The sequence below is a fragment of the Streptomyces sp. NPDC008001 genome, assembly GCF_042958085.1.
Lineage (GTDB): Bacteria > Actinomycetota > Actinomycetes > Streptomycetales > Streptomycetaceae > Streptomyces.
Genome location: NZ_JBIBIZ010000006.1, coordinates 220357 through 246977, shown reverse-complemented (window position 1 = coordinate 246977; position 26621 = coordinate 220357). Strand labels below are relative to the sequence as shown.

Here is a 26621-nt window from a genome sequence, read left to right as displayed (position 1 = left end):
CATGTGACCCACGATGCCGAGCACAGCCCGCCGCCGCCCGCGCCCGGCCGGCCCGCCGCGAGCGCGCCGCCGCCGGCCGGCACCGTGTTCGTCGGCGGGGCGATCGCCGCCGGCCTGGGGCTCGGGGCGCTGGCCGTGGTCGTCCTGCTGCTGTGGATCACCTCGCCGTACCCCGACGGCGGGGCGGGCGAGGCCCTGCGCTCGGCCGCCGGCCTGTGGCTGCTCGCGCACGGCGCCGACCTCGTCCGCACGGACACCCTCACGAGGGCGCCCGCCCCGATCGGCCTCACGCCGATGCTGCTGACCGTGCTGCCCTGCTGGCTGCTCTACCGGGCCGCGCGGCACGCCCTGGAGCCGCCGGACGATCCCGCGGACGACCCGGACGACGTCCTCGACGCCCTCTACCCGGACGTCATGCTGCTGGCCGGGGGCGGGCCCGGGGAAGCCCGTCAGGCGGTCCCTCACGCGCCCCCCGCCGCGGCCGCCCCCGGGCTCGTCCCGCGCAAGGCCGCCCTCACCCTCCTCGGCGGCTACCTCCTGGTCGCCGTGGGCGCCGTCCTCTACGCCTCCTCCGGCCCCGTACGCGTCGAACCGCTGAGCGCCCTGCTGCACGTGCCAGTCGTCGCGGGCGCGTCCGTCGCCGCCGGGACGTGGGCCGCCCTCGGCTGCCCCTCCGGGACGCCGCCGCCGCTGGTGCGCCGCGCGCTCACCGCGGTGCCGGCCCGGCTGCGGGACTGGTTCACCCGGCCCAGGGTCGCCGCGGCCGCCGGCGCCGCGACCGCGGGCACCGTCGTCCTGCTCAGCGGCGCCGCCGTCCTCCTCGCGGGCTCCCTCGCCGTCCACGCGGGCGCCGCCCGCGAGTCGCTCCTGCAGATCACGGCGGCCTGGTCGGGCCGCGCCGCGGTGCTGCTGCTGTGCGCCGCGCTGCTGCCCAACGCCGTGGTCTGGGCGGCGGCCTACGGGCTCGGGCCGGGCTTCGCCGTCGGCACCGCCGGGACGGTCGCACCCCTCGGCATCACCGCGTACCCGCTGCTGCCGTCCTTCCCGCTCTTCGCGATCCTCCCGACGCCCGGCCCCGCCGAGCCGCTGCCCCTGGCGGCCTCCGCCGCGGTGTGCCTGGCGGCCGGGACGACCGTCGCCTACGCCGCCGTGCCGCGGCGTTCCGCGGACCTCGTACGGGCCGGGACCGGCGAGACCGCCGGCATCGCCGCCCTCGGGTCCGTCTTCTGCGCCCTCGCCGTCACCGTGCTGACCTACGCGTCCGGCGGCCCGCTGGGCGCGTCCGTGCTCTCGTCGTTCGGACCCTCGTGCCTGGTCGTGGGCGCGGCCGCGCTCGTCTGGACGGCGGCCGTGAGCGTGCCGGGGGCGCTGGTGCTGCTGTGGCTGCGGCGGAGGATCGTCCTGGGCGGCGGCCTGCCGGTGGAGCCCGCGCCGCACGGGGCCGGCGGCGTGGCCGCCTCCGGGCGGCCCGTGGGGACGGTTGCCCTGGCGGGCACGGCGGCGGTGGCCGTGGCTGTGGCGCCGGAGGATTCCGCTTCTGCCGCTTCCTCCTCCCCGGCGTCCGTACGGCTGCCGGCGGGCGCCCACCGGCGGGCGCAGTCCGAGCGCGGCCGGTGGTGGACCGGAGGGCGGGCCGCCCGGGCGGTCGGGGCGTGGCTGGGCTTCGGGACGGGGGCGCGATCGGGGCGCGGCGGGTACGTCGATACGCCGACGCTGTCGTTCGCGCGGACGCCCGTGGAGGCGCTGCCCGTGCGGCCGGCGCCCGCACCCTTCCCGGCGGCGGCGCCGGCTGCTGCCTCCCGCGCGCCCGAGGCCAGCGGGGGGCGGAACGGCTGGTTCGGCCGCCGGCGGCGGGGGAGGGGCGCCGGCCGGGCGCCGGGGGCGGTCGTCCCGGGCACGGCGGTCTCGGGGACGGTCGTCTCGGGCACGGTCGTGCCGGCGTTCGACGGGGCGGCCTGGCACGACACGGGGGCGCGGCGGGTGCGGTGGGCCGCGCTGCGGGAGTCCGGGGGCGGGCTGATGCCGGACTTCGAGCCGCGCGACGCCGCGAACCGGGACCGGGGCTGACGCCACGGGCCTCGGACCTCGGTCATCGTTCGCCGGACGGCTGGATTCCCGCCGGGCGACCTGCGTTTCCGGCTGGTCGGCTGGTCGGTTGGTCGGCTAGTCCCGGTTCCCCAGCAGCGGCCTCAGCTGCTTCGGCAGGTGCCGTTCGCACGCCTGCTGCGAGCTCTGTGTCAGGGCGTCGTCCACGCACGTGTAGTAGTCGCTGTAGACGATCTGGAAGACGAACGTCGCCGCCACGATGGCCAGCGCCAGCCCGCCCGTCACCAGGCCGCTCACCGCCGCCGTCGTCTGTGGCTTGAACGCGCCGGGCGCCGGGCTCGGCGGGCCCGACGGGATGTCGGGGTCCGTGCGCTGCGGCCGGGACTTGGCGCGAAGGGCGCTGACGCCCCAGTAGATCGACAGGGCGCCGAGGAGCAGGGCGACGTACGGGATGCTGAAGAGGGCGAAGAAGAAGCCCCACATGCCCGCGAGGAGGGCGTAGCGGGCGCGCCGCTGGGCCGGGTCCGTGGGGTCCCAGCGCAGGCCGCCGCCTCCGCCCGGGCCGCCCGCGGGACCGCCGGGCCCGCCGCCGGGCCCGCCGCCGAAGCCGCCGTCGTGGCGGCCGGGCTGCCGGCTGCTCCACTGGCTGCCCCACGCCGGGGGCTGCTGCCCCTCGCCCCGGCCCTCGCCGCCGTCGCCCTCACCCTCGCCGTTTCCCCCGCCCTGCCGGCCCTGGGGGCGCTGCGGCTCGCGCGGCTGCCACGGCCGGTCGGGCCGGCCCTCGGGCGGCGGTGCGAAGGGGTTGTCGTCGCGCTGCTCGTCCGGGGACGGCGTCGACGGGCGCTCGTGCGACATGCGGGCGTGCCCCGTCGCCGCCCGGCCGGAGGTGTCGGGGGTGGGCAGCGTGAGGCGGTGAGCCGCGTGACGGCGTCGGTCCGGCATGTGGAGTGTGTCTTCCCCTTGTGTCGTCGTCCGGCACGCCCAGGATGTGCGCCGTCCAGGATCTCTGCCCGCCCGCCCGGGACGTGCGGCACATCCCCGGCGTCCGTGCCTACCGCACTCCGAACGTACGGCGTCGCGCCCGGATTCCGCGCGCGTGGCACCGCACATTTCCGGGCACTGCTTCCAGACGCTACCTCCCGCGCGCGCCCCCGTCCCGCGGGGGCCGTTCGGTGTGCCGGTATCGTTGCTGGCGGTCGGCGGGTTCGTAGAGTCCCCCGTATTCCGCGGCACCCTCGTCTCGTACGACCATACAAACCGTACGCCCACGCCATCCGTGCGACCGTGCAAAGCCGCAAGGCCGGCCACGCGAGCCGCGAAGCCGTGGCGGCGTACAGCCGCACAGCCGTCCACCGCACCGCTCCCGCCCGCGAGAAAGGGCCCCACCGTGGCCTCCCCGCCTCCCGCGCCCCCCGCCCGCCTCGTCGTGCTCGTCTCCGGCTCCGGCACCAACCTGCAGGCCCTGCTCGACGCGATCGCCGCCGACCCCGAGGGCTACGGCGCCCGGGTCGTGGCCGTGGGCGCCGACCGGGACGGCATCGCCGGCCTGGAGCGCGCCGAGCGCGCCGGGATCCCCTCCTTCGTCTGCCGGGTCGCGGACCACCCGTCGCGCGAGGCCTGGGACCGCGCGCTGACCGAGGCGACGGCGGCGTACGAGCCGGACCTGGTGGTCTCGGCCGGCTTCATGAAGATCGTGGGCAAGGAGTTCCTGGCCCGCTTCGGGGGGCGTGTGATCAACACGCACCCCGCCCTGCTGCCCAGCTTCCCCGGCGCCCACGGCGCGCGCGACGCGCTCGCGTACGGCGTGAAGGTGACGGGGTGCACCGTCCACTTCGTCGACGACGGCGTCGACACCGGCCCGATCATCGCCCAGGGCGTGGTCGAGGTCCGGGACGAGGACGACGAATCCGCGCTGCACGAGCGCATCAAGGAAGTCGAGCGAGAGCTGCTCGTCGATGTCGTGGGGCGTCTGGCCCGCAACGGCTACCGCATAGAGGGACGAAAGGTATGGATCCCGTGACCGCCGAAGGTATGAAGCGGCCCGTCCGCCGGGCGCTGGTCAGCGTCTACGACAAGACCGGGCTGGAGGAGCTGGCCCGCGGTCTCCACGAGGCCGGTGTCGAGCTCGTCTCCACCGGCTCCACGGCCGCCCGGATCGCCGCGGCCGGCGTCCCCGTCACCAAGGTCGAGGAGCTGACCGGCTTCCCCGAGTGCCTGGACGGCCGGGTCAAGACGCTGCACCCGCGCGTCCACGCCGGCATCCTGGCCGACCAGCGCCTCGACGCCCACCGCGAGCAGCTCGCCGAGCTGGGCGTCGAGCCCTTCGAGCTGGTGGTCGTCAACCTCTACCCGTTCCGGGAGACCGTCGCCTCCGGCGCCTCGCCCGACGAGTGCGTCGAGCAGATCGACATCGGCGGCCCCTCGATGGTCCGCGCCGCCGCCAAGAACCACCCCTCCGTGGCCGTGGTCGTCAACCCCGGCCGCTACGCCGACGTCCTCAAGGCCGTCTCCGACGGCGGCTTCGACCTCGCGCAGCGCAAGCGCCTGGCCGCCGAGGCGTTCCAGCACACCGCGGCGTACGACGTGGCCGTCGCCGGCTGGTTCGCCGACGACTACGCGGCGGAGGACGAGAGCGGCTTCCCCGGCTTCTTCGGCGCCACCTTCACCCGCGCGAACGTCCTGCGCTACGGCGAGAACCCGCACCAGCCCGCGGCCCTCTACACCGACGCCTCCGGCAAGGGCCTCGCGCACGCCGAGCAGCTGCACGGCAAGGAGATGTCCTACAACAACTACGTCGACACCGAGGCCGCGCGCCGGGCGGCGTACGACCACGCCGACCCCTGCGTCGCCATCATCAAGCACGCCAACCCGTGCGGCATCGCCACCGGTTCGGACGTCGCCGAGGCGCACCGCAAGGCGCACGAGTGCGACCCGCTGTCCGCGTTCGGCGGCGTGATCGCCGTCAACCGCCCCGTGTCGGTCGCCATGGCCGAGCAGGTCGCCGAGATCTTCACCGAGGTCATCGTCGCCCCGGCCTACGAGGACGGTGCCGTCGAGGTGCTGGCCCGCAAGAAGAACATCCGCGTGCTGCGCTGCGCCGACGCCCCGTGCGCGGTCACCGAGGCCCGCCCCGTCGAGGGCGGTCTGCTGCTCCAGACCAAGGACCGCCTCCAGGCCGAGGGCGACGACCCGGCCAACTGGACGCTCGCCACGGGCGAGGCCCTGCCGGCCGCCGAGCTCGCCGAGCTGGCCTTCGCCTGGCGCGCCTGCCGCGCGGTGAAGTCCAACGCCATCCTGCTGGCCAAGGACGGCGCGACCGTCGGCGTCGGCATGGGCCAGGTCAACCGCGTCGACTCCGCGAAGCTGGCGGTGCAGCGGGCGGGCGAGGAGCGGGCCCGGGGCTCGTACGCCGCCTCCGACGCGTTCTTCCCCTTCCCGGACGGGCTGGAGGTGCTGACGGCCGCCGGCATCAAGGCCGTGGTGCAGCCGGGCGGTTCGGTCCGCGACGAGCAGGTCGTGGAGGCCGCGAAGGCGGCGGGCGTGACGATGTACTTCACGGGGACGCGGCACTTCTTCCACTGACGAACGGACGGAAGCCCGTACCCCCGGTGCGGGGGTACGGGCCTCCGGGTCCGCCGGGCCGCCGCTCAGAAGCGCGGGCGGCGGAACCAGTCGTTCGAAGCCTGCTTGGCCGCGAAGACGATCACCAGGATCGACAGGATCAGACCGATGAGGCCGATGCCGTAGAAGATGATGCACACCAGGCCGCTGATGATGCCGAACGCCGCGTAGACGATCGAGCCGACGCGGACGCCATTGCCGCCCTTGGCGTAGCGCACCGCGAGAATGATGCCGATGATCGCGAAGATCACGGCCAGCGCGGCGAGAAACGCGAAAACGCCCTTTCCGGCGTCGAAGACCGTGTCGGCGTCGACCGTGTCGCCCTTGGCGGTGGTGACCGTGCGGCCCGAGTGGGTCTTCTTCGCGTCACTGATCGCGGCGACCGCGGCGACGCACAGGCCCGCCACGATCACGTGCACCGCGGCGATCGCGTACAGCATGATGCGGGCCGCCTTGGTGACGCCCGGCATCACCTGCGGGCCCTGCGGCGCACCGGTGTAACCGTCCTGCCCCTGCGGGTAGGCGGCGTACGGCTGACCGGGCTGGGCGCCCTGGGGCTGCTGCGGATAGCCGTAACCGGGCGCCTGCTGGGGCGTGCCGTACGGGTTGTTCTGATCGCCGAAGCTCATGGCTGGCCAATTCCTCCGTTGGAGTCGTGCGGGGACGGCGCGGGCATTCCGGAGGAGAGTTGTGTGCGGCTCGCCCCCCGAATGACACCGCGGCACGCCGATCATCGTTATCGGGCCCCTGACTTTTGTCCAGCTGATACCCGTATCGGTGGTGCGGCGGGGGCGCCCGGGAATAACCGGTGCTAATTCGTCACCAACGACGGACCGCCCTGATTGGAACCATGACCGCCGCATCCGGGAGGATGGGACCATGACCGCCCAGATTCTCGATGGCAAGGCCACGGCAGCAGCGATCAAGTCCGAACTCACGGTGCGCGTGGAGGCGCTGAAGGCCCGGGGCGTCCAGCCCGGTCTCGGCACCCTCCTCGTCGGCGACGACCCCGGCAGCAAGTGGTACGTCGCCGGCAAGCACCGCGACTGTGCCCAGGTCGGCATCGCGTCGATCCAGCGCGAACTGCCGGAAACGGCCACGCAGGAGGAGATCGAGGCGGTCGTCCGCGAGCTCAACGACAACCCCGACTGCACCGGCTACATCGTCCAACTCCCTCTCCCCAAGGGCATCGACACCAACCGCGTCCTGGAGCTGATGGACCCGGCCAAGGACGCCGACGGCCTGCACCCGATGAGCCTCGGCCGCCTGGTGCTCAACGAGCCCGGCCCGCTGCCCTGTACCCCCAACGGCATCATCGAGCTGCTGCGCCGTCACGACGTGGAGCTCAACGGCGCGCACGTGGTCGTCGTGGGCCGCGGCATCACCGTCGGCCGCTCGATCGGCCTGCTGCTGACCCGCCGGAGCGAGAACGCCACCGTCACCCTCTGCCACACCGGCACCCGTGACCTCTCCGCGCAGCTGCGCCAGGCCGACATCATCGTGGCCGCGGCGGGCGTGGGCCACCTGATCAAGCCGGAGGACGTCAAGCCGGGCGCCGCCGTGCTGGACGTCGGCGTCAGCCGCGACGGCGAGGGCAAGATCATGGGCGATGTGGACCCGGCGGTCGCCAAGGTCGCCGGCTGGGTCTCCCCGAACCCGGGCGGCGTCGGCCCGATGACCCGGGCGCTGCTGCTCGTGAACGTGGTGGAGGCCGCGGAGCGCGCCGCCGGAAGCGGCAATGCGGGCTGAGAAGACGCCGGGCGCGGCCGGGGAGCCGGGCGCGGGCGAAGACCAGGGCAAGGAGCCGGGCGGAGGCCAGGGCAAGGAGCCGGGCGGAGGACGGGAGCCGGGCGCGGGCAAGGGGCGCCGCTTCCAGCTCACGCGGGACACCGCGCGCCCCGAGGGCGGCGGGCGCGCCGCTCCCGGGGACGCCCCGGCGCCGGCGCGCCAGTGGCCGCTGCTCGCGGTCATGGGCGTGACGGGGCTCGGGCTGCTGATCGTCGCCTTCGACGCGTTCCGCGTGGGGACGCTGCTGATCGCGCTCGCGATGATCGGCGGCGCCGCGCTGCGCTGGGCCCTGCCGTCCGTGGGCATGCTGGCCGTACGGTCCCGGTTCACGGACATGATCACGTACGGCGGGCTGGGGGTGGCGATCCTGCTGCTGTCCCTGATGGCGCAGCCGCACCCCTGGCTGAAGGTGCCGTTCCTGGAGGACGTCCTCCACTTCACGGTCTAGGCGGCACGGCTGCACGGCGCGGGCGGTACGGCCCCGGATGGCGCCGTCCCTGCCGCACCCCTCTCGTACCGGTTTGCCGGATTTCGAGTAGCTTGATGGAGTGATGGTCCCTTTCCCGTCCCCCCGGGGCGGGGGAGGGACGGTGCTGCCCGCGAGAGGGACGTCCCCGTCATGGCCAAGATCAAGGTAGTGGGCCCGGTCGTCGAGCTCGACGGCGACGAGATGACCCGCATCATCTGGCGGTTCATCAAGGACCGGCTGATCCTGCCCCACCTCGACGTCGAGCTGAAGTACTTCGACCTGGGCATCGAGCACCGCGACGCCACCGGCGACCAGGTGACCGTCGACGCCGCGCACGCCATCCGGGAGCACGGCGTCGGAGTGAAGTGCGCGACGATCACCCCGGACGAGGCGCGGGTGGAGGAGTTCGGCCTCAAGGCGATGTACCCCTCGCCCAACGGCACCATCCGCAACATCCTCGGCGGGGTGATCTTCCGCGAGCCGATCATCATGGCGAACGTGCCGAGGCTCGTCCCCGGCTGGACGAAGCCGATCGTCGTCGGCCGCCACGCCTTCGGCGACCAGTACCGCGCGACCGACCTGAAGGTCCCCGGCCCGGGCACGCTCACCATGACCTTCACCCCGGCGGACGGCTCGGACCCCGTCGAGCTGGAGGTCCACCGGTTCGACGGCCCCGGTGTCGCCCTGTCGATGTACAACCTGGACGCGTCGATCCGCGACTTCGCGCGCGCCTCGTTCCGCTACGGCCTGGACCGCGGCTACCCGGTCTACATGTCCACCAAGAACACGATCCTGAAGAAGTACGACGGCCGGTTCAAGGACCTCTTCCAGGAGGTCTTCGACGCCGAGTTCCGGGCGGACTTCGAGCGGGCCGGGCTGACGTACGAGCACCGCCTCATCGACGACATGGTGGCGGCCGCGCTGAAGTCGTCCGGCGGCTACGTCTGGGCCTGCAAGAACTACGACGGCGACGTGCAGTCCGACACCGTCGCCCAGGGCTTCGGCTCGCTCGGCCTCATGACCTCCGTCCTGATGACGCCCGACGGCCGCACCCTGGAGGCCGAGGCCGCGCACGGCACGGTCACCCGCCACTACCGCCACCACCAGCAGGGCAAGGCGACCTCCACCAACCCGATCGCCTCGGTCTTCGCCTGGACCCGGGCCCTGGCGCACCGCGGCCGGCTGGACGGCACGCCCGAGGTCACCGCCTTCGCGGAGACGCTGGAGCGGGTGTGCGTCGAGACCGTCGAGGGCGGGCGGATGACCAAGGACCTGGCGCTGCTCGTCGGGGCGGAAACCCCCTGGCTGACCACCGAGGAGTTCCTCGCGGCCGTCGAGGCGAACCTGAGCAGGGAGCTGGCCGGCCCGGGTGCCGGGCCGGCGCTCGCGCGCGACCCGGCAGCCGTGTGAGCGGCCGCGGTGGCCGGTCCTCCACCCCCGTGGGAGGACCGGCCACCGCCCGTTATGAGGATCATGAACGGAAGATCCGGCTTCAAGATCTTCAAGCCTGCTGTGGCCGGGAGGTGACGGTTCTGCGACGAGTTAGCCGTCCCGTATCAGTTGTGCAGCAGATGTGACAAGGGCGTGTGCCGGGACCCCTGATTAACCCAAATGCCACGATGCGCCCCGCCCGGGGGAACTGCCATGCTGGATTGCGGCATCCCCTCTGGGTAGCCAGCAGCGTGGCCGCGGAGGGGCGCCGCGGCACGGCACGTCACGCATGGGGCACGGAACGGGAAGACCACCGTACGCATCGGGGGACAGGGGAGTGCAATGCCTCGTTGGAGGGCGCTACCGGAGGAACTCGACCCGGAAGTCCGCGAGTTCACGGAACAGCTGCGCAGACTCGTGGAGCGCAGCGGGCTGAGCATCGGCGCCGTGGCGGACCGCACCGGGTACAGCAAGACGTCGTGGGAGCGTTATCTGGGCGGGCGGCTGCTGCCGCCGCTCGGGGCCGCCGAGGCGCTGGCCGAGGCGACCGGGACCGACGTGGTCCATCTGAGCACGATGTGGGAGCTCGCCGAGCGGGCCTGGAGCCGGAGCGAACTGCGGCACGACTCCACGGTGGAGTCGGCGCGGGTCGCCCGGGCGCGCGCCGCGCTGGGCGAGTTCGGCCCGCCGCAGGCCGCCCGGGCCGGCGGGCCGCCGGGAGCGGTCGTCTCGGAGCCGCTCTGCCACGAGGCGGCGCGCCGGACGGCCCCGGAGGACGGCTCCCCGGCCGCCGCGGGCCCCGGCGGCCACTCCGGCTTTGCGGGCGCTACGGGCTCCGCGGGCGCTACGGGCTCCCCGGGCACCGCGGGTTCCGCGGCCCCTGCGGGCCCCTCCGGCCCGGCTCCCCAGCCGCAGTCCGTCCCGCGATCCACGCAGCCGCCCGACTACCGCGCGAACGCCATCCCGGCCGGCGGCCCCGCAGCGCGCCGCCGCGCCGCCCTCTTCGTCACGGGCGTCGTCGGCGCCCTGCTCGTCGTCGCGGCGGCCGTCCTCCTGCTGGGCGTGGGCAGCGGCCCGGACACCGGCCGGGACACCGCGCGGCCGCCGGCCTCGCCCTCCGCCGCCCTGCCCGCCGGGGTGAAGTGCACGGGCGCGGAGTGCAGCGGCAAGGACCCGGAGGCCATGGGGTGCGGCGGCGGCAGGGCGGCCACGGCCGGCTCCGCGACCGTCGGCACCTCGTACGTCGAGGTCCGCTACAGCCAGGTGTGCGGCGCGGCCTGGGCGCGCATAACGCAGGCCGTCCCGGGCGACGCCGTCCGGATAGACGCGGCCGCGGACGGCGGCGCGCCCGCCCGTACGGAGTCCGGCAAGGTCGTGCGCGACGCCGACGGTTACACGCCGATGGTGGCGGTGTCGGAGCCGGGCAAAGCGAAGGCCTGCGCGACGCTGACGTCGGGCGCGAAGGGCTGCACGACGCCGCGCGGGACGCCCGCGGCGGGCTAGCGGTCGTGCGGGGCGGGGTCCGCCGGACGGGCCCCGTACGCGCCACGGTGAGGCGTCCCACACGGGGGCGGCGGTTGGGAACGTGCCGGGTCGGATAGCCTGACGCCGGATCTCTTGATACCGAGAGAGATCCGAACATCATGGGCAGGGACACCCACCCCAGTTCGCAGCAGGAGATCGCCATGACCCGCACTCCCGTCAATGTCACCGTCACCGGCGCGGCCGGTCAGATCGGCTACGCGCTGCTCTTCCGCATCGCCTCCGGTCAGCTGCTCGGCGCGGACGTGCCGGTCAAGCTGCGCCTGCTGGAGATCCCGCAGGGCCTGAAGGCCGCCGAGGGCACCGCCATGGAGCTCGACGACTGCGCCTTCCCGCTGCTGCGCGGCATCGACATCACCGACGACCCGAACGTCGCCTTCGCGGGTGCGAACGTCGCGCTGCTGGTCGGCGCCCGCCCGCGCACCAAGGGCATGGAGCGCGGTGACCTGCTGGAGGCCAACGGCGGCATCTTCAAGCCGCAGGGCAAGGCCATCAACGACCACGCCGCGGACGACATCCGCGTCCTGGTCGTCGGCAACCCGGCCAACACCAACGCCCTCATCGCCCAGGCCGCCGCGCCGGACGTCCCGGCCGAGCGCTTCACCGCGATGACCCGCCTGGACCACAACCGCGCGATCTCGCAGCTGGCGCAGAAGACCGGCGTCTCCGTCGCCGACATCAAGCGCCTGACGATCTGGGGCAACCACTCGGCCACCCAGTACCCGGACGTCTTCCACGCCGAGGTCGCCGGCAAGAACGCCGCCGAGCTCGTGAACGACGAGGCCTGGCTCGCCGACACCTTCATCCCGACCGTCGCCAAGCGCGGCGCGGCCATCATCGAGGCCCGCGGCGCCTCCTCGGCCGCCTCCGCCGCCAACGCCGCGATCGACCACGTCCACACCTGGGTCAACGGCACCGCCGAGGGCGACTGGACCTCCATGGGCATCCCGTCGGACGGCTCCTACGGCGTCCCGGAGGGCCTGATCTCCTCCTTCCCCGTCACCTGCAAGGACGGCAAGTACGAGATCGTCCAGGGCCTGGAGATCAACGACTTCTCCCGCTCCCGCATCGACGCCTCGGTCAAGGAGCTCACGGAGGAGCGCGACGCGGTCCGCGCCCTCGGTCTCCTCTGATCCCGGGACCTGATCTCCAGGACTGGTTTACGGATCTTCCGACGGGAGTGCCCCGGCGGCTTCGGCTGCCGGGGCACTCCCGTCTTTTCGTACGCGTGTGCAGTGATGCGCCTGTACGGGGTCGGTTTCCGGCCCGTTATCCAGGTGCAAGAGGGGGTCGGCGGGAAGCGGATTGGCCTATTGTGAGTTCTCCGAAAATCCGTCAACTCCTGCATATTCGCAGGTGAGTTCGACGATCGGGGGATCAGTTGACCTTATCCGCCGGATCCGCAAGATCCGATCTAGCCAAGTCGTCCGGGCCCGGGAAGACGGCCGGTACCGACAGGTCCACTCCACGGCCCGACTCGTGCAGTGAAGCCACTCGGCTGTTGTGCGCGGGGGTGTATCTCGACCTCGACTTCCGCCGGCGCGTCATCGAGGAGCTGGTGGAGCACGAGGAGCGGCCCGTGGCGCCGTCGCTCGGTATTGATGTCGTGCCGGTGCTCACGCACGCGCTGCGGGCGCGTTCGCAGGACGTGCTCACGGCCGTGCTGCTGGCCGGGCTGTGGGTGGCCTTCTTCGTCGCGGGGTTCGCGACGGACGCGGGGGGCGACCCGGTGACGGAGCTGCCCTGGGCCGTGCTGTACGCCGTGGTGTGCGTGGCGCACTGGATGGGGCAGGCGGCCGCGGGGCACGGGAGTGCCGTCTACGCGGTCGACAAGGCCACCCTGCGCGAGGCCGTCAAGGGACGGGCCTCGCTGCGGGCCCTGCGGGCGGTGGGCCCGCCGGTGCTGCAGCTCGCCTACTGGGTGGTGACCCTGGTCGCCTTCCTGGAGGGCATGGGCAGCTGGCTGGCCGTGCTCTTCCCGCTGCTCCTCGTCCTGCCCGTGTGGATGCACCGGTCGCGCGTCGCCGGGGTCATGCGGCTGGAGCTCGGCCGGGAGGCCTTCGCGCACCAGCCCCGCGCGGTGCCGCGCTCGCGCCACCACCGCCGCATCGCGGCGACGATCGACCGCGAGCAGTACGCGGGCCTGACCATCTACGACCCCTCCCGCCCGTTCATCGGCATGGGCCGCCCGCACGAGCCGTGGTCGTTCGTCCTGGAGCTCAAGCCCCGCGAGGGGGACAAGGACGGCGCGCGGCCCCCGTTCACCGCACGCGCCGTCGTGGACCTGATCCGGCCCCGCCTGGAGGCGCTGCGCGACTCCGCCGCCGCGACCAGCCGCGACCGGCTCAAGGACCTGGAGATCGAGGAGTTCGTCTACCTGCCCGTGGGCCCGCACCGGCCCGAGGTCCGCTACGACGAGCCCGTCGTCCGGCAGCACCTGCAGGACGCCGTGGACGAGGGCGGCGAGGCGCGCCGCTACTTCCTGCGGGTCCGCGTCGGCGCCTGGGACGAGCAGGTCGTCGTCTCCGTGCTGGTCAGGGTGCACACCCAGGGCGGCATGCTGGTGCTGGAGGTCGTGCCGCACGTCCTCCTGCCGGTCAAGCCGGAGTTCCGCGCGGTCGACGTGATCGCGGCCCGCGGCGAGGACGACGTCCTGCGCGACGGCGCCCGCGCCCTGCTGTCCGCGCCCGCCGCCGGCTTCGCGTCCGCCGTTTCGGCGGTCCGCACGGCCGTCGCCGGTTTCCGCACGTGGCTGGCCGACCCGCGCCGGGCCGTCCCGGACGGCCCGGCGGGCTCGGTGCGGGAGATCGCCGGGGTGCACTCCGTCTCGCTGTTCCAGGAGATGGACATCAGCCGCTACGTGAAGACGGTCCAGGACCGCATCGCGAGCGGCGTCCGGGACGCACTGCGCTCCCAGGGCTACGAGACCGACCAGTTCGAGCAGCAGATCGTGCAGGTCAGCGAGGGCGGCGTGTTCATCGGAGCGATGAGCGGCGGCGCCGTGGCCGCGGGCAGCGGTGCCCAGGCCAGGAACACCACGAAGGACGGGGGATCATGACGGATCACACGACGGACCATCGCGCGGCGGACCCTCACACGGCGGACCACCGCAAGGACGACGGGAACGGCACCGGCGGCGGGATCGCCATCGGGCGGATGACCGGCGGCGCAGTCGCCGCCGGGGAGCGGGCGCAGGCCGAGAACCGCAGTTCGGAGCGGCACGGCACCGGCCGGGGCGGTCCCGCGACCGCCCCCTTAACGAGCGTGCCGCCGGACGTTCCCGGCAACGGCGGCATCGCCGTCGGCGAGCTCTCCGGCGGCGCGGTCGCCGCGGGCCGCGAAGCCCGGGCCCTCGACGCCTCCCGCGACCAGCCGGCCGTAACACCCGAGCTGCTGGAGGCCGTCACGAAGCTGCGCGGCCAACTGGCGCGGCTCGTACGGACGGAGGGCGACGGCGTCGACGCGGTCGACGGCGAACTGGAGGGCCTGGAGGCCGAGGCGCGCCGTACGGGCCGGGCGCAGCGCGGACGTCTGGTGCGGCTGCGGGCCCTGTTGAGCAGTGGAGCCACGGCCGCCGGCGGTCTGGCCTCGGCGGCCACGGTCGCCGAGGCGGCCGGCCGGCTGCTGACGTGAGGGGGCGGGGCACATGAGCCGCTGGGACGCGGATCTCCAGCAGTGGGTGGAGGACGACCCGCCGGGGCGCGGAGGCCGGCGCGGACGCGGCGCCTACGGATCCCGTGCACACTCCGGTGACGCGGGTGACGTGAGTGACTTGGGGGACTACAGAGACCACGGTGACCCGGAGGAGCCCGAAATCCACCTGCTCCCCGGCCCGCCGGACGGCCTGCCCGAAGGGCCCTCGCACGCGGCGATCCTGGCCGGTGCGCTGGCCGGGGTGGTCCTCGCGGGCGGCCTGGGCATGGGCGTCTGGTCGCTGCTGCGGGACGACGGCGCGGACGCGAGCGGGCACGGGGGCGCGTCACCGGGCCCCAGCGCGAGCGGCCTGCCGACGCCGGGCCCGTCGGACGGCTTCACCTCGGGCACGTCAGCGGGCACGTCATCCGGTACGTCATCGGGTCTGAGCTCGGGCATGACCTCGGGCACCACGTCGGGCCTCACAGGCCCTACCGGCCCCACAGGAACCACCAGCACCACCGGCGGTTTCGGCGGCGGCTTCACGGCCGGCGGCACCGGCAGCACCGGCACCGGCTCCAGCTCGGGCCTCACCGGCCCCGGCAGCAGCGACTCCGGTGCGAGCCCCGCCCCCTTCCCGGGGTGGCAGTCGGCCGCCGCCCCTCCGGCCGGCTACGAGCGCACGGAGGACCCGGCCGGCTTCCGCGCCGACGTGCCGTCCGGCTGGGAGCGCAGCACGGAAGGCGCCAGCGTCTTCTTCCGGAGGTCGGACGGCAACAGTCTGGTCCAGGTGTTCACCATGAGCGGCCCGGAGCCGACGCCGTACGCGGCGCTGGAGGAGGCCGAGCGGGGGGTGTCCCACAACAACGGCTACCGCAAGCTGTGGCTGACGCAGGAGACCGGCCCCACGCCCGGCGCCGCCGAGCTGGCGTACAGCTACGTCCGGCCCGACGGGACGGTGCGGCGCGTTGTCGACCGTGCCTTCACCGGCCCGGACCACCGGCAGTACGCCCTGCTGGTGGCCGGCCCGGAGGACGAATGGCCTGCGCACGAGAAGATTTTCCGTGTGCTGCTGGGCTCGTTCTGCCCTTCCGGCTACTGCGCGAGCAGCGACGCTCAGTGACCCGTGTCACTCTTTGTGAAAAATGAGGCATAGCTTTTCGCCTTTTGGTTAGGCGCGTCCCGTTGCCGCCCGTGCGTCCTGCCGGCGGCAGCGGGACCGACCAGGAACCGGAAGGCAGAGAAGACATGTCGTCAGCCGAGACCATCCACATCGACGGGGTGTGGCGTGCAGCCGCGTCCGGCGCCCAGCGGGAGGTGCTCGACCCCGCGGACGCCACGACCCTGGCCGTGGTCTCCGAGGGCGGCGCCGACGACACGGACGCGGCCGTCGCCGCGGCCCGCCGCGCCTTCGACGGCGGCGAGGGCGCCTGGCCGCGGACGCCCGTGGCCGAGCGGGCGGCACTGCTGCGCCGCGTCGCCGAACTCCTGCAGCGCGACCGCGAGGAGATCGCCCTCACCGAGAGCCGCGACACCGGCAAGACCCTCGAAGAGGGCCGCACCGACGTCGACTGCGTCACCGACGCCTTCCGTTACTACGCCGACCTCGTCGTCAGCGAGGGTGCGGGCCGCGTCGTGGACGCCGGCTCGGACACCGTGCACAGCGTCGTCGTCCACGAGCCGGTCGGCGTCTGCGCGCTGATCACGCCCTGGAACTACCCGCTGCTGCAGGCCAGCTGGAAGATCGCCCCGGCGCTGGCGGCGGGCAACACCTTCGTCATCAAGCCCAGCGAGGTCACCCCGCTCTCCACCGTGCTGCTGGTGAAGCTGCTCGCGGAGGCGGGACTTCCGGACGGTGTCGCCAACCTCGTCACCGGCGCGGGCGACCCCGTGGGCGCCCGCCTGTCCGAGCACCCCGACGTCGCCCTGGTGTCCTTCACCGGCGGCCTCACCTCGGGCGTCAAGGTGGCGCAGGCCGCCGCGCCCACCGTGAAGAAGGTCGCCCTCGAACTCGGCGGCAAGAACCCCAACGTGGTCTTCGCCGACGCCTGCGCGACCGACGAGGACTTCGACACCGCCGTCGACCAGGCCCTCAACGCCGCCTTCATCCACAGCGGCCAGGTCTGCTCGGCCGGCTCCCGCCTCATCATCGAGGAGTCCGTCCGCGACCGCTTCGTCGCCGAACTCGCCCGCCGCGCCGAGCGGATCCGCCTCGGCCGGGGCACCGAGGACGGCGTCGAGTGCGGCCCGCTCGTCTCCCAGCAGCAGCTCGACAAGACCGAGGCGTACGTCGCCTCCGCCCTCGCCGAAGGCGCCCAGCTGCGCTGCGGCGGCATCCGGCCGGAGCCGAACGAGGTGCGCCCGGCGGGCGGTTACTTCTACGCGCCGACCGTCCTCGACCGCTGCCACCGCGCCATGAAGGTCGTCCGGGAGGAGACCTTCGGGCCCCTCCTCACCGTCGAGGTCTTCCGTACCGAGGACGAAGCCGTGGCCCTTGCCAACGACACCGAGTACGGTCTCGCAGGTGCCGTGTGGACGAAGGACGCCGGCCGCGCCCGCAGGGTCGCCGGGCGGCTGCGCCACGGCACCGTGTGGATCAACGACTTCCACCCGTACCTGCCGCAGGCGGAGTGGGGCGGCTTCGGCAAGTCCGGCACCGGCCGCGAGCTCGGTCCCACGGGCCTGGCCGAATACCGCGAGGCCAAGCACGTCTACCAGAACCTCGCGCCGGAGCCGGTGCGCTGGTTCGCGGGCTGAGCCCGCCCGGCCCCGGATCCCGCCCACGGACCCGCCCGGACCCGCTCCGGGCCCCGTCCACGGACCGCTTCCCGTACGCGAAGAACCTTCCTGCCCCGAGGAGTACCCCCATGCCCCCCGCAGCCCAGAAGATCACCGCCGACTACGTCGTCGTCGGCGGCGGCACCGCCGGATCGGTGATCGCCTCCCGTCTCGTGGAGGACCCCGACGTCTCCGTCGTCGTCATCGAGGGCGGCCCCTCCGACATCGACCGCGACGACGTCCTCACCCTCCGCCGCTGGCTCGGCCTCCTCGGCGGCGAGCTGGACTACGAGTACACGACCACCGAACAGCCCCGCGGAAACTCGCACATCCTGCACAGCCGCGCCAAGGTGCTGGGCGGCTGCTCCTCCCACAACACGCTGATCTCCTTCAAGCCGCTCCCCTCCGACTGGGACGAGTGGGAGGACGCCGGCGCCGCGGGCTGGGGCGCGAAGGACATGGACCGCTTCTTCGGCAAGCTGCGCAACAACATCGTGCGCGTGGCGAAGAAGGACCAGAACGCCATCGCCTCGGACTGGATCGAGGCCGCCCAGAAGGCCCTCGGCGTCCCCGAGGTCGTCGGCTTCAACGACAAGCCCTTCGACGAGGGCGTCGGCTTCTTCGACCTCTCCTACCACCCCGAGAACAACAAGCGCTCCTCCGCCTCCGTCGCCTACCTCCACCCCCACATGGAGGCCGGTGACCGCCCCAACCTCCGGCTGATGCTGGAGACCTGGGCGTACAAGCTGGAGCTGGAGGGGACCCGCGCCAAGGGCGTCCACGTCCGCACGAAGGACGGCGAGGAGGTGTACGTCGAGGCCGGCCGCGAGGTGCTGGTGTGCGCCGGCGCCGTCGACACGCCCCGGCTGCTGCTGCACTCCGGCATCGGCCCGAAGAAGGACCTCGAAGCGCTGGGCATCCCCTGCGTGCTCGACCTGCCGGGCGTCGGCGAGAACCTCCTCGACCACCCCGAGTCGGTCATCGTCTGGGAGACCGACGGGCCCATCCCCGGCAACTCCGCGATGGACTCCGACGCGGGCCTGTTCGTCAAGCGGGACCCGGAGCACAAGGGCCCCGACCTGATGTTCCACTTCTACCAGATCCCCTTCACCGACAACCCCGAGCGGCTGGGCTACGAGCGCCCCGAGCACGGCGTGTCGATGACCCCCAACATCCCCAAGTCCCGCGCGCGCGGCCGCCTCTACCTCACCTCCGCCGACCCCGCCGTCAAGCCCGCCCTCGACTTCCGCTACTTCGAGGACGAGGACGACTACGACGGCCGGACCCTCGTCGACGGCATCAAGCTCGCCCGCAAGGTCGCCGAGGCCGAGCCGTTCAAGAAGTGGCTCAAGCGCGAGGTCTTCCCCGGCCCCGGCGTCACCGACGACGCGGAGATCAGCGAGCTCGTCCGCAAGGCCGCGCACACCGTCTACCACCCCGCCGGCACCTGCCGGATGGGCGCCGCCGACGACGCCCTCGCCGTCGTCGACCCGCAGCTGCGCGTCCGCGGCCTCGACGGCATACGCATCGCGGACGCCTCCGTGTTCCCGACGATGCCCGCCGTCAACCCGATGATCGGAGTCCTCATGGTGGGGGAGAAGTGCGCGGAATTGCTTGTGGAGGCCCCGGCCAAGGGCGGTGACGTCAAATGACCGGCACCGACGCCGCCAGTACGGCGACCACGGCCACGCCCGGTACGGCAGCCGTCGCTGCCGATGCGCCGGACACGGCCGCCGCACCCGTCTTCTCCGTCCGCAACCTGTGGAAGGTCTTCGGGCCGAAGGCCGACCGCGTCCCCGGCGGCGAACTCGCCGCGCTGTCCGCCGAGGAACTGCGCGAGCAGGCCGGCTGCACCGTCGCCGTCCGCGACGTCTCCTTCGACGTCCGCCAGGGCGAGGTCTTCGTCGTCATGGGCCTCTCCGGCTCCGGCAAGTCCACGCTCGTCCGCTGCCTGACCCGGCTCATCGAGCCGACCTCCGGCACGATCGCCATCGACGGCGAGGACGTGTGCGGCATGGACAAGGGCGCCCTGCGTGACCTGCGCCGCCACCGCGCCGCCATGGTCTTCCAGCACTTCGGGCTGCTCCCGCACCGCTCCGTCCTCGACAACGTCGCCTACGGCCTGGAGATCCAGGGCGTCGGCAAGGCCGAACGCCGCGCCAAGGCCGCCGAGATGGTGGCGAAGGTCGGCCTCGACGGCCTGGAGGACCGCCGCCCCGGCCAGCTCTCCGGCGGCCAGCAGCAGCGCGTGGGCCTCGCCCGCGCCCTCGCCGCCGACCCCGAAGTGCTCCTCTTCGACGAGCCGTTCAGTGCCCTCGACCCGCTCATCCGCCGCGACATGCAGGAGGAGGTCGTCCGCCTGCACCGCGACGAGGGCCGCACCATGGTCTTCATCACCCACGACCTGTCCGAGGCCCTGCGCCTCGGCGACCGGATCGCGCTCATGCGCGGCGGCCGCGTCGTGCAGTGCGGCACCCCCGAGGAGATCGTCGGCTCCCCGGCCGACGACTACGTCCGCGACTTCGTCCGCGACGTCCCGCGCGAGCAGGTCCTGACCGTGCGTCGCGCGATGCGGCCCGCGGCGGACGGCGAGACGGAGACCGGCGAGTCCCTCGCCCCGACGACGACCGTCGCCGAAGCGATCGAGACCGTGGCCCGTACGGGCACGCCGGCCCGCGTCGTCGAGGGCGGCCGCTGCGTCGGCGTCGTCGACCACCGGAGCCTGCTCGGCATCGTGGCGGGCCTGGACGCCGGCGAAAGGAAGGCGGCATGACCGTTCACACCGCCCCGCCGCGCATGAAGACGGCACCGCCCGGCCGCGACGACACGGCACCGAGCCCGGTGACGCTCGGCCTCCGGGCCCTGCGGGCCCGCCCCGCCGCCCGCAAGCTCGCCGTCCTGGCCGTGATCGCGGCCGTCCTGGCCCCCCTGGCCGCCGTCGCGCACGGCAGCGGCAGCTGGCCCGCCGCGCTCACCGTCGACCTGACGAAGCCCCTCACCGGCGCCAGCGACTGGATCATCGACAACCGCGACAGCCACTGGGCCTTCCTCTACTTCTTCGGCCACATCAGCGGCGCGATCATCGGCGCCGTGCACGCCGTCTACACCGTCCTCCTGGCCCTCGGCTGGGCCGGCGTGACGGCGGCCGCGGCGCTGCTCGCCTGGCGGGTCGCGGGCGTACGGGTCGCCGTCACCGCCCTCGCCTCGTTCGCCGCCTGCGGCCTCCTGGGCATGTGGGTGCCCACGATGCGCACGCTCGCGCTGATGATCGTCGCCGTGGCGGTGTCCGTCGCCGTCGGCGCGCTCCTCGGCCTCGCCGCGGGCCTGTCGGACCGCACGTTCCGCGCCCTGCGGCCCGTCCTGGACACCATGCAGGCGCTGCCCGCCTTCGCGTACCTGCTGCCCGTCGTCCTCGTCTTCGGCATCGGCGTGGCACCGGCCGTCCTTGCGACCGTCGTCTACGCGGCCCCGCCCATGGCCCGGCTCACCGCGCTCGGCCTGCGCTCCACCGACGGGGGCGTCCTGGAGGCCGTGGAGTCCCTCGGCGCCACCGGCCGCCAGCGGCTGCTGACGGCCAGGCTGCCGCTCGCCCGCCGCGAACTGCTCCTGGGCGTCAACCAGACCATCATGATGGCCCTGTCCATGGCCGTCATCGCGTCCGTCATCGGCGCGGACGGCCTGGGAGACCGCGTCTACCAGGCCCTCTCCACGGTCGACGTCGGCAGCGCCCTGGCCGCGGGCATCCCGATCGTGCTGCTCGCGATCGTCCTGGACCGCACCACGGCGGCCGCGGCCGCCCCCGCGGGCGCCGGCACCCGCCCGGGCAGCGCCTGGCTGGGCTGGGTGCTGGCGGCCGTGGTCACCGCGGCCGTCGCCCTCGGCGGGCGGGTGCTGGGCTCGCGCATGTGGCCCGACGGCTGGACCGTCGCCATCGCCGGCCCGGTGAACGACGCCAAGGACTGGATGGTCCGGCACCTCTACAACGGCGTCCCCGGCATCGGCGGCACCGCCGACTGGGCCGCCCACTACACCGCCTGGGTCCTCGACCCCCTGCGCGACGGCCTCCAGGCCCTCCCCTGGTGGGGCGCCCTCCTGCTCGTCGCGGCCCTCGCCTGGCTCATCGGCACGTGGCGCACCGCGCTGACGGCCGTCCTGTCGCTCGCCGCGATCGGCGTGCTGGGCCGCTGGGAGCTGTCCATGGACACGCTCTCGCAGGTGCTGGCCGCCGTGGCCGTCACCCTCGTCCTCGGCTTCGCCATCGCTGTGCCCGCCGCGCGCAGCCCGCGCGTGGCACGCCTGCTGCGCCCGGTCCTGGACGTCTTCCAGACCATGCCGCAGTTCGTGTACCTGATCCCCGTCGTGGCCCTGTTCGGCATCGGCCGGGCCCCGGCCGCCGCGGCCGCCGTCGTGTACGCGCTGCCCGCCGTCGTCCGCATCGCGAGCGAGGGCCTGCGGCAGGTGAACCCCGGCGCCATGGAGTCGGCCCGCTCGCTGGGCGCGACCGGCGGCCAGCAGCTGCGCCAGGTGCAGTTCCCGCTGGCGCGCCCGCAGCTGCTGCTCGCGGTCAACCAGGCCGTGGTGCTCGTGCTGTCCGTCGTCATCATCGGCGGCCTCGTGGGCGGCGGCGCGCTCGGCTACGAGGTCGTGTTCGGCCTCGCCCAGGGCGACCTGGCGACCGGTCTCACCGCGGGCGTGGCCATCGCCTGCCTGGGGCTGATGCTCGACCGGGTCACCCAGCCGACGAAGGGAGCGCGTGATGGCGCGTAGGACGACGATGGCGGCGGCCTCCGCGCTGTGCGCCCTGGCCGCCGTCGCCGCCACCGGTTGCGGCGCGGCCGACATGACCAAGCAGGCGTCCCCGTACGCCGACGCGGCGGGCACGAAGACCGTCACCCTGTCCGTCCAGTCCTGGGTGGGCGCGCGGGCCAACACGGCCGTCGCCAAGTACCTGCTGGAGCACGAGCTGGGCTACCGCGTCGACACCGTGCAGGTGGACGAGGTGCCCGCGTGGGACGCGCTCAGCCAGGGCCGCGTCGACGCGATCATGGAGGACTGGGGCCACCCCGAGCAGGAGAAGCGGTACGTCGAGGACAAGAAGACCATCGCCCCCGGCGGCGACCTCGGCGTCACCGGCCACATCGGCTGGTGGGTGCCCAAGTACTTCGCGGACGCCCACCCCGACGTCCTCGACTGGAAGAACCTCAACAAGTACGCGTCGCAGCTGCGCGGCCCGGAGAGCGGCGGCAAGGGCCAGCTCCTGGACGGCTCGCCGTCGTACGTCACGAACGACAAGGCGCTCGTGAAGAACCTCGGCCTGGACTACAAGGTCGTCTTCGCGGGCTCCGAGGCGGCGCAGATCACCCAGATCCAGCAGTCCGCCAAGGAGAAGAAGCCGTTCCTCACCTACTGGTACGAGCCGCAGTGGCTCTTCAACGAGGTGCCGATGGTGGAGGTGAAGCTGCCCGCGTACACGCAGGAGTGCGCGGACAAGGGCGCGGCCGACCCGTCGACGGTGAACTGCGCCTACCCCACGACGAAGCTGCAGAAGTACCTCAACGCGGACTTCACGCGGAAGGGCGGCAAGGCGGCCCGGTTCCTCAAGGGCTTCCAGTGGTCGAAGGCCGACCAGAACGAGGTCGCGCAGATGATCGCCGAGGACAAGCTGAGCGCGGACGAGGCGGCCGAGCGGTGGGTGGACAAGCACCCGGACGTCTGGAAGAAGTGGCTGCAGTGAGAACCGGCCACTGAGCAGTTGCTGTTCTGAGCAGTGGCCGGGCGGCACCGGTAGCCCCCGCTACCGGTGCCGCTCGCGCGTTCCGGCTCAGACCGCGTACGCGCCCGGGCCCAGACCCGTCGTCACGCCGATCCGGTTCCACGCGTTGATGGTGGCGATCATGGCGATGAGCTGGGCGAGCTCCTGCTGCGGGAAGTGCTTCGCGGCCCGCTCGTACACCTCGTCGGACACGCCGCCGGGCAGCAGGGTGACCGCCTCGGTCAGGGCGAGCGCCGCCTGCTCCTTCCCGGTGTAGAGGCCGGGGGCCTCGTGCCAGGCGTTGAGGAGGTAGATGCGCTCCTCGGACTCGCCGAGCTTGCGGGCGTCCTTGGTGTGCATGTCGAGGCAGAAGGCGCAGCGGTTGAGCTGCGAGGCGCGGATCTTCACCAGCTCGATGAGGGAGGTCTCCAGCCCCTTCCGAGCCGCCCGCTCCAGGCCCAGCATCGCCTTCTGGACCTCGGGGGCGTGCTCGTGGAGCAGCATGCGGGGGCCGTGGTGGTGGGTGGCGGTGGTCTGTGCGGTCGTGTTCGTCATACGAACGACAGTAGGGCGGGGGCAGCCCACGGGTATGGTCCATTTCCATGGAGAAATCGTGGGCCACTCCGGGGGCCGAGCCGGGCGGCGCCGACGCCGTGGGCGCGGCCGGTGCGGGCGCTGACTTCCACCTGGACCTGAGCGGGCCGGGCGGCGTGCGCGCCTCCCTCATCCGGGCCCTGCGCGAGGCCGTGCGCAGTGGACGGCTCGCGCCCGGCAGCCGGCTGCCCTCCTCCCGCACGCTCGCGGCCGACCTCGGCCTGGCCCGGAACACCGTCGCCGACGCGTACGGCGAGCTCGTCGCCGAGGGCTGGCTCACCGCGCGCCAGGGCTCGGGCACCCGGGTGGCCCGGCGGGCGGCGGCGCGGGCGCCCGAGCGCCGGACGCCGCCCGTGGGGACGCCACGGCGCGCCGCCTACGACCTGCGCCCCGGGACCGCCGACGTCTCCGCCTTCCCGCGCGCCGCGTGGCTCGCCGCGGCCCGCCGGGCGATGGCGGCCGCCCCGCACGAGGCCCTCGGGCATGTCGACGAGCGGGGCCGTCCCGAGCTGCGGACCGCCCTCGCGGGCTACCTGGCGCGCGCCCGGGGCGTCCACGCGGACCCGGAGCGGATCGTGGTGTGCTCGGGGTTCACCCAGGGGCTGGGGCTGGTGAGCCGGGTGCTGCGGGAGCGCGGGACGCGGGAGATGGGGGTGGAGGAGTACGGGCTGTGGTTCCACCGGGAGGCCCTGGAGCGGGCGGGCCTGAGGTGTCTGCCGATGCCGCTGGACCACCGGGGCGCCGACGTGGGCGTGCTGGAGGGCGGCAAGGCGGCCGCCCGCTCGGTGCTCGTCACCCCGGCGCACCAGTTCCCCACCGGCGTGCCCCTGCACCCCGACCGGCGGGCCGCGGTGGTCGACTGGGCGGCCCGCACCGGCGGGACGGTCCTCGAGGACGACTACGACGGCGAATTCCGTTACGACCGGCAGCCGGTGGGCTGTCTGCAGGGCCTCGCCCCGGAGCGCATCGTCTACTTCGGCACCGCGAGCAAGGCCCTCGCGCCGGGGCTGCGGCTCGCGTGGATGGTGCTGCCGGAGCACCTGGCCGGTGAAGTGCTCGCCCACAAGCGGGCGGGGGAGTGGAGCTCGGGCGTCCTGGAGCAGCTGACGCTCGCGGAGTTCCTCACGTCCGGGGCGTACGACCGGCACGTCCGCGCGATGCGGCTGCGGTACCGGCGGCGGCGCGACCGGCTCGTGGAGGTCCTCGCCGAACGCGCCCCGCACATCAAGGTCACCGGCATCGCGGCCGGCCTCCACGCCGTCCTCGAACTCCCGCCGGGCACGGAACACCCGACGCTGCAGGCCGCGGCCTGGGAGGGCCTGGCCCTGGAGGGCCTCTCCCGCCTCCGCTGCACCCCGCCCCCGACCACGGCCCCCACCCCCGACGGCCTCGTCGTCGGCTACGGCACCCCGCCGGACCACGCGTTCCCGGGAGCGCTGGAGGCGTTGCTGAGGGTGCTGCCGCCGGCCGAATGAGCCACGGGCCCCGTGCCGGCCGAGCCCGTTCAGCCCTCGCCGGACCACCCCCTCCACCGGCTCACCTCGACCGCGACGACGGGCCCCCGGGCGGGTCGTCGCGGTCCTGCGGATGCCTTTCCGTCCGCCGCGGCTCTCAGCGCGCCGGCGCCTGCTGCTCCGCCCCCGTCGCCTCCTCCGCTTCCGCCGGTGGCTCGCCGAAGCGGGCCAGGGCCAGGGCGCCCACCACCGCCAGGGCGAATCCCGCGACCGCGAGCGGTTCCAGGCCCGGCCTCGTGCGGTCGCCCAGCCAGCCCACGCCCACCAGGGCCGGGCCGAGCGTCTCGCCGATGACCATTCCGGCCGTGGCCGCCGTCACCGACCCGCGCTGCAGGGCCGACGTCAGCAGCAGGAACGCCGCGCCTCCGCCGAGCAGCAGGGCGTACGCCGCCGGGTTGCGGAGCAGCGCCCCGGGGGAGAGGTCGTCGATCAGCCGGACGGCCACCTCCACGACGCCGAAGCCGAGGCCCGCCCCGAGACCGAGCGCCGCCGCCCGGGCGCGGCCCGGCAGCCGGCCGGCCGCCGCGCCCAGCGCCAGGACCCCGGCCGCCACGGCCAGCGTGCCGGTGCGCAGGGCCGTGGAGCCCGTGCCGTGCCCCTCCGCACCCGAGGCCAGCCCCAGCATCGCCAGCCCCCCGCACACCACGGCCACCGCGCCCCACTCGATGCCGCTGAGCCGCACCCGCAGCACCCACGACGCCACGACCGCCGTCACCGCGAGGCTCGCGGCGAGGGCGGCGCCCACGGCGTAGATCGGCAGCGAGCGGAGCGCGACGAGCTCCAGCAGGAAGCCCGCGGCGTCCAGCGCGAGCCCCGCCAGATAGCGCCACTGCCGCAGCACCCGCAGCAGCAGGACGGGGTCCACCCCCGAACCGCTGCCCGGCGCGGACGCCCGGGCGGCGACGGCCTGCAGGACGGACGCGGTGCCGAAACACACCGCCGAACCCAGCGCGCACAGCATCCCGAGAAGCATCGTCCGACTGTAGGCCGCGCCGGGGGCTCCCCGCCGTCCGGCGGCCGGAAGCGCCCTTTAGGGTGAGTGGCCTGCACGACATGAGCCGTACATGACGGGGGTCATCTGCATGGCGGAAAACGACATACCGGAAGCTCCGGGAAAGAACCGGAAGACGCGCCGCCGTTTGCGCTCGTCCACGGTCGTCCTGGGCAGCATGGGCGCGCTCGCCGCCGCCCTCACCTCCTGCGGCTCCGAGCCGGACAAGCGCTGCGTCGACCCGAACAGCTACGACGTGGGGCGCGGCGGCTACCGCCTGCTCGACCCCAAGGCCTGTTCGAACAAGAGCGGCAGCAACAGCTCGACCACCACGACCGGCCGCTGGTACTACGGCGCCAACCGCTCCGACGGCTACGCCAAGAGCGGCACCTTCAGCAAGAGCCAGGCCGTCGACCGGGGCGGCTTCGGCTGCTCCGGATCCGGCTCGGGCGGCGGCTGACC

At 73.9% G+C, this 26621-nt stretch carries 22 protein-coding genes; 18 read left to right on the top strand and 4 right to left on the bottom strand.

Annotated elements, in window-relative coordinates:
• The first annotated feature begins 3 nt into the window (after nucleotides 1–3).
• Nucleotides 4–2067, top strand: a complete 2064-nt coding sequence (locus ACFZCD_RS17740; RefSeq protein ID WP_391831739.1) for a DUF6350 family protein — start codon at nucleotides 4–6, stop codon at nucleotides 2065–2067.
• 96 nt (nucleotides 2068–2163) lie between these two features.
• Here the strand turns inward: ACFZCD_RS17740 and ACFZCD_RS17735 are convergent, their stop codons facing one another.
• The gene (locus ACFZCD_RS17735) at nucleotides 2164–2988 is read right to left on the bottom strand and encodes a hypothetical protein (RefSeq protein WP_391831737.1); all 825 of its coding nucleotides are present in this window, start codon (nucleotides 2986–2988) and stop codon (nucleotides 2164–2166) included.
• Nucleotides 2989–3433: 445 nt separating this feature from the next.
• On the opposite strand from ACFZCD_RS17735, the gene purN reads away from it, so the two are divergent.
• The gene (gene purN / locus ACFZCD_RS17730; protein WP_391831735.1) at nucleotides 3434–4066 is read left to right on the top strand and encodes a phosphoribosylglycinamide formyltransferase; all 633 of its coding nucleotides are present in this window, start codon (nucleotides 3434–3436) and stop codon (nucleotides 4064–4066) included.
• Nucleotides 4067–4077: 11 nt separating this feature from the next.
• Nucleotides 4078–5628: a bifunctional phosphoribosylaminoimidazolecarboxamide formyltransferase/IMP cyclohydrolase gene (gene purH, locus ACFZCD_RS17725; RefSeq protein ID WP_391832250.1), complete on the top strand. Its 1551-nt coding sequence runs from the start codon at nucleotides 4078–4080 to the stop codon at nucleotides 5626–5628.
• Nucleotides 5629–5693: 65 nt separating this feature from the next.
• On the opposite strand, the gene ACFZCD_RS17720 is transcribed toward purH, so the two are convergent.
• Nucleotides 5694–6296 carry a hypothetical protein gene (locus ACFZCD_RS17720; RefSeq protein WP_391831733.1) on the bottom strand — a complete coding sequence of 201 codons (603 nt, stop codon included), beginning with the start codon at nucleotides 6294–6296 and terminating at the stop codon, nucleotides 5694–5696.
• Between the two features lie 250 nt (nucleotides 6297–6546).
• Between ACFZCD_RS17720 and ACFZCD_RS17715 the strand changes: the two genes are divergently transcribed.
• The 13 genes from ACFZCD_RS17715 (at nucleotide 6547) to ACFZCD_RS17655 (ending at nucleotide 23042) form a co-directional block, all read left to right on the top strand.
• The gene (locus ACFZCD_RS17715) at nucleotides 6547–7416 is read left to right on the top strand and encodes a bifunctional methylenetetrahydrofolate dehydrogenase/methenyltetrahydrofolate cyclohydrolase (protein WP_391831731.1); all 870 of its coding nucleotides are present in this window, start codon (nucleotides 6547–6549) and stop codon (nucleotides 7414–7416) included.
• Entirely contained in the window at nucleotides 7406–7903 is a 498-nt protein-coding gene (locus ACFZCD_RS17710; protein WP_391831729.1) for a DUF3017 domain-containing protein, read from the top strand. Before ACFZCD_RS17715 ends, ACFZCD_RS17710 begins: the two co-directional genes overlap by 11 nt.
• Nucleotides 7904–8074: 171 nt before the next feature.
• Nucleotides 8075–9334: an NADP-dependent isocitrate dehydrogenase gene (locus ACFZCD_RS17705; RefSeq protein WP_391831728.1), complete on the top strand. Its 1260-nt coding sequence runs from the start codon at nucleotides 8075–8077 to the stop codon at nucleotides 9332–9334.
• A gap of 363 nt (nucleotides 9335–9697) precedes the next feature.
• Nucleotides 9698–10858, top strand: coding sequence for a DUF2690 domain-containing protein (locus ACFZCD_RS17700; RefSeq protein WP_391831727.1), 1161 nt, complete (start codon nucleotides 9698–9700; stop codon nucleotides 10856–10858).
• A gap of 182 nt (nucleotides 10859–11040) precedes the next feature.
• Entirely contained in the window at nucleotides 11041–12030 is a 990-nt protein-coding gene (locus tag ACFZCD_RS17695) for a malate dehydrogenase (RefSeq protein ID WP_391831725.1), read from the top strand.
• Nucleotides 12031–12410: 380 nt separating this feature from the next.
• Nucleotides 12411–13955: a hypothetical protein gene (locus ACFZCD_RS17690; protein WP_391831723.1), complete on the top strand. Its 1545-nt coding sequence runs from the start codon at nucleotides 12411–12413 to the stop codon at nucleotides 13953–13955.
• Nucleotides 13952–14530, top strand: coding sequence for a hypothetical protein (locus ACFZCD_RS17685; RefSeq protein ID WP_391831721.1), 579 nt, complete (start codon nucleotides 13952–13954; stop codon nucleotides 14528–14530). Before ACFZCD_RS17690 ends, ACFZCD_RS17685 begins: the two co-directional genes overlap by 4 nt.
• A gap of 139 nt (nucleotides 14531–14669) precedes the next feature.
• On the top strand, nucleotides 14670–15653 hold the full coding sequence (locus ACFZCD_RS17680; protein WP_391831719.1) for a hypothetical protein: 984 nt from the start codon (nucleotides 14670–14672) through the stop codon (nucleotides 15651–15653).
• A 125-nt stretch (nucleotides 15654–15778) separates the two neighbouring features.
• Nucleotides 15779–17287 (top strand): aldehyde dehydrogenase family protein, encoded by a 1509-nt coding sequence (locus ACFZCD_RS17675; protein ID WP_391831717.1) that lies wholly within the window; start codon nucleotides 15779–15781, stop codon nucleotides 17285–17287.
• 110 nt (nucleotides 17288–17397) lie between these two features.
• The gene (locus ACFZCD_RS17670; protein ID WP_391831715.1) at nucleotides 17398–18960 is read left to right on the top strand and encodes a GMC family oxidoreductase; all 1563 of its coding nucleotides are present in this window, start codon (nucleotides 17398–17400) and stop codon (nucleotides 18958–18960) included.
• Nucleotides 18957–20081: a glycine betaine/L-proline ABC transporter ATP-binding protein gene (locus tag ACFZCD_RS17665; RefSeq protein ID WP_391831713.1), complete on the top strand. Its 1125-nt coding sequence runs from the start codon at nucleotides 18957–18959 to the stop codon at nucleotides 20079–20081. The genes ACFZCD_RS17670 and ACFZCD_RS17665 overlap by 4 nt, the downstream gene beginning before the upstream one ends.
• Nucleotides 20078–22075 (top strand): ABC transporter permease, encoded by a 1998-nt coding sequence (locus tag ACFZCD_RS17660; protein ID WP_391831711.1) that lies wholly within the window; start codon nucleotides 20078–20080, stop codon nucleotides 22073–22075. The genes ACFZCD_RS17665 and ACFZCD_RS17660 overlap by 4 nt, the downstream gene beginning before the upstream one ends.
• Nucleotides 22065–23042, top strand: a complete 978-nt coding sequence (locus ACFZCD_RS17655) for an ABC transporter substrate-binding protein (RefSeq protein WP_391831709.1) — start codon at nucleotides 22065–22067, stop codon at nucleotides 23040–23042. Before ACFZCD_RS17660 ends, ACFZCD_RS17655 begins: the two co-directional genes overlap by 11 nt.
• Nucleotides 23043–23129: 87 nt before the next feature.
• On the opposite strand, the gene ACFZCD_RS17650 is transcribed toward ACFZCD_RS17655, so the two are convergent.
• Nucleotides 23130–23615 (bottom strand): carboxymuconolactone decarboxylase family protein, encoded by a 486-nt coding sequence (locus tag ACFZCD_RS17650; protein WP_391831707.1) that lies wholly within the window; start codon nucleotides 23613–23615, stop codon nucleotides 23130–23132.
• Between the two features lie 47 nt (nucleotides 23616–23662).
• Between ACFZCD_RS17650 and ACFZCD_RS17645 the strand changes: the two genes are divergently transcribed.
• Nucleotides 23663–25129: a PLP-dependent aminotransferase family protein gene (locus ACFZCD_RS17645; protein ID WP_391831705.1), complete on the top strand. Its 1467-nt coding sequence runs from the start codon at nucleotides 23663–23665 to the stop codon at nucleotides 25127–25129.
• A 136-nt stretch (nucleotides 25130–25265) separates the two neighbouring features.
• Here the strand turns inward: ACFZCD_RS17645 and ACFZCD_RS17640 are convergent, their stop codons facing one another.
• Complete coding sequence (locus ACFZCD_RS17640) at nucleotides 25266–26129, bottom strand: hypothetical protein (protein ID WP_391832248.1); 864 nt, start codon at nucleotides 26127–26129, stop codon at nucleotides 25266–25268.
• 121 nt (nucleotides 26130–26250) lie between these two features.
• Between ACFZCD_RS17640 and ACFZCD_RS17635 the strand changes: the two genes are divergently transcribed.
• Nucleotides 26251–26619, top strand: a complete 369-nt coding sequence (locus ACFZCD_RS17635) for a hypothetical protein (RefSeq protein WP_391831703.1) — start codon at nucleotides 26251–26253, stop codon at nucleotides 26617–26619.
• The last annotated feature ends 2 nt before the right edge of the window (nucleotides 26620–26621 follow it).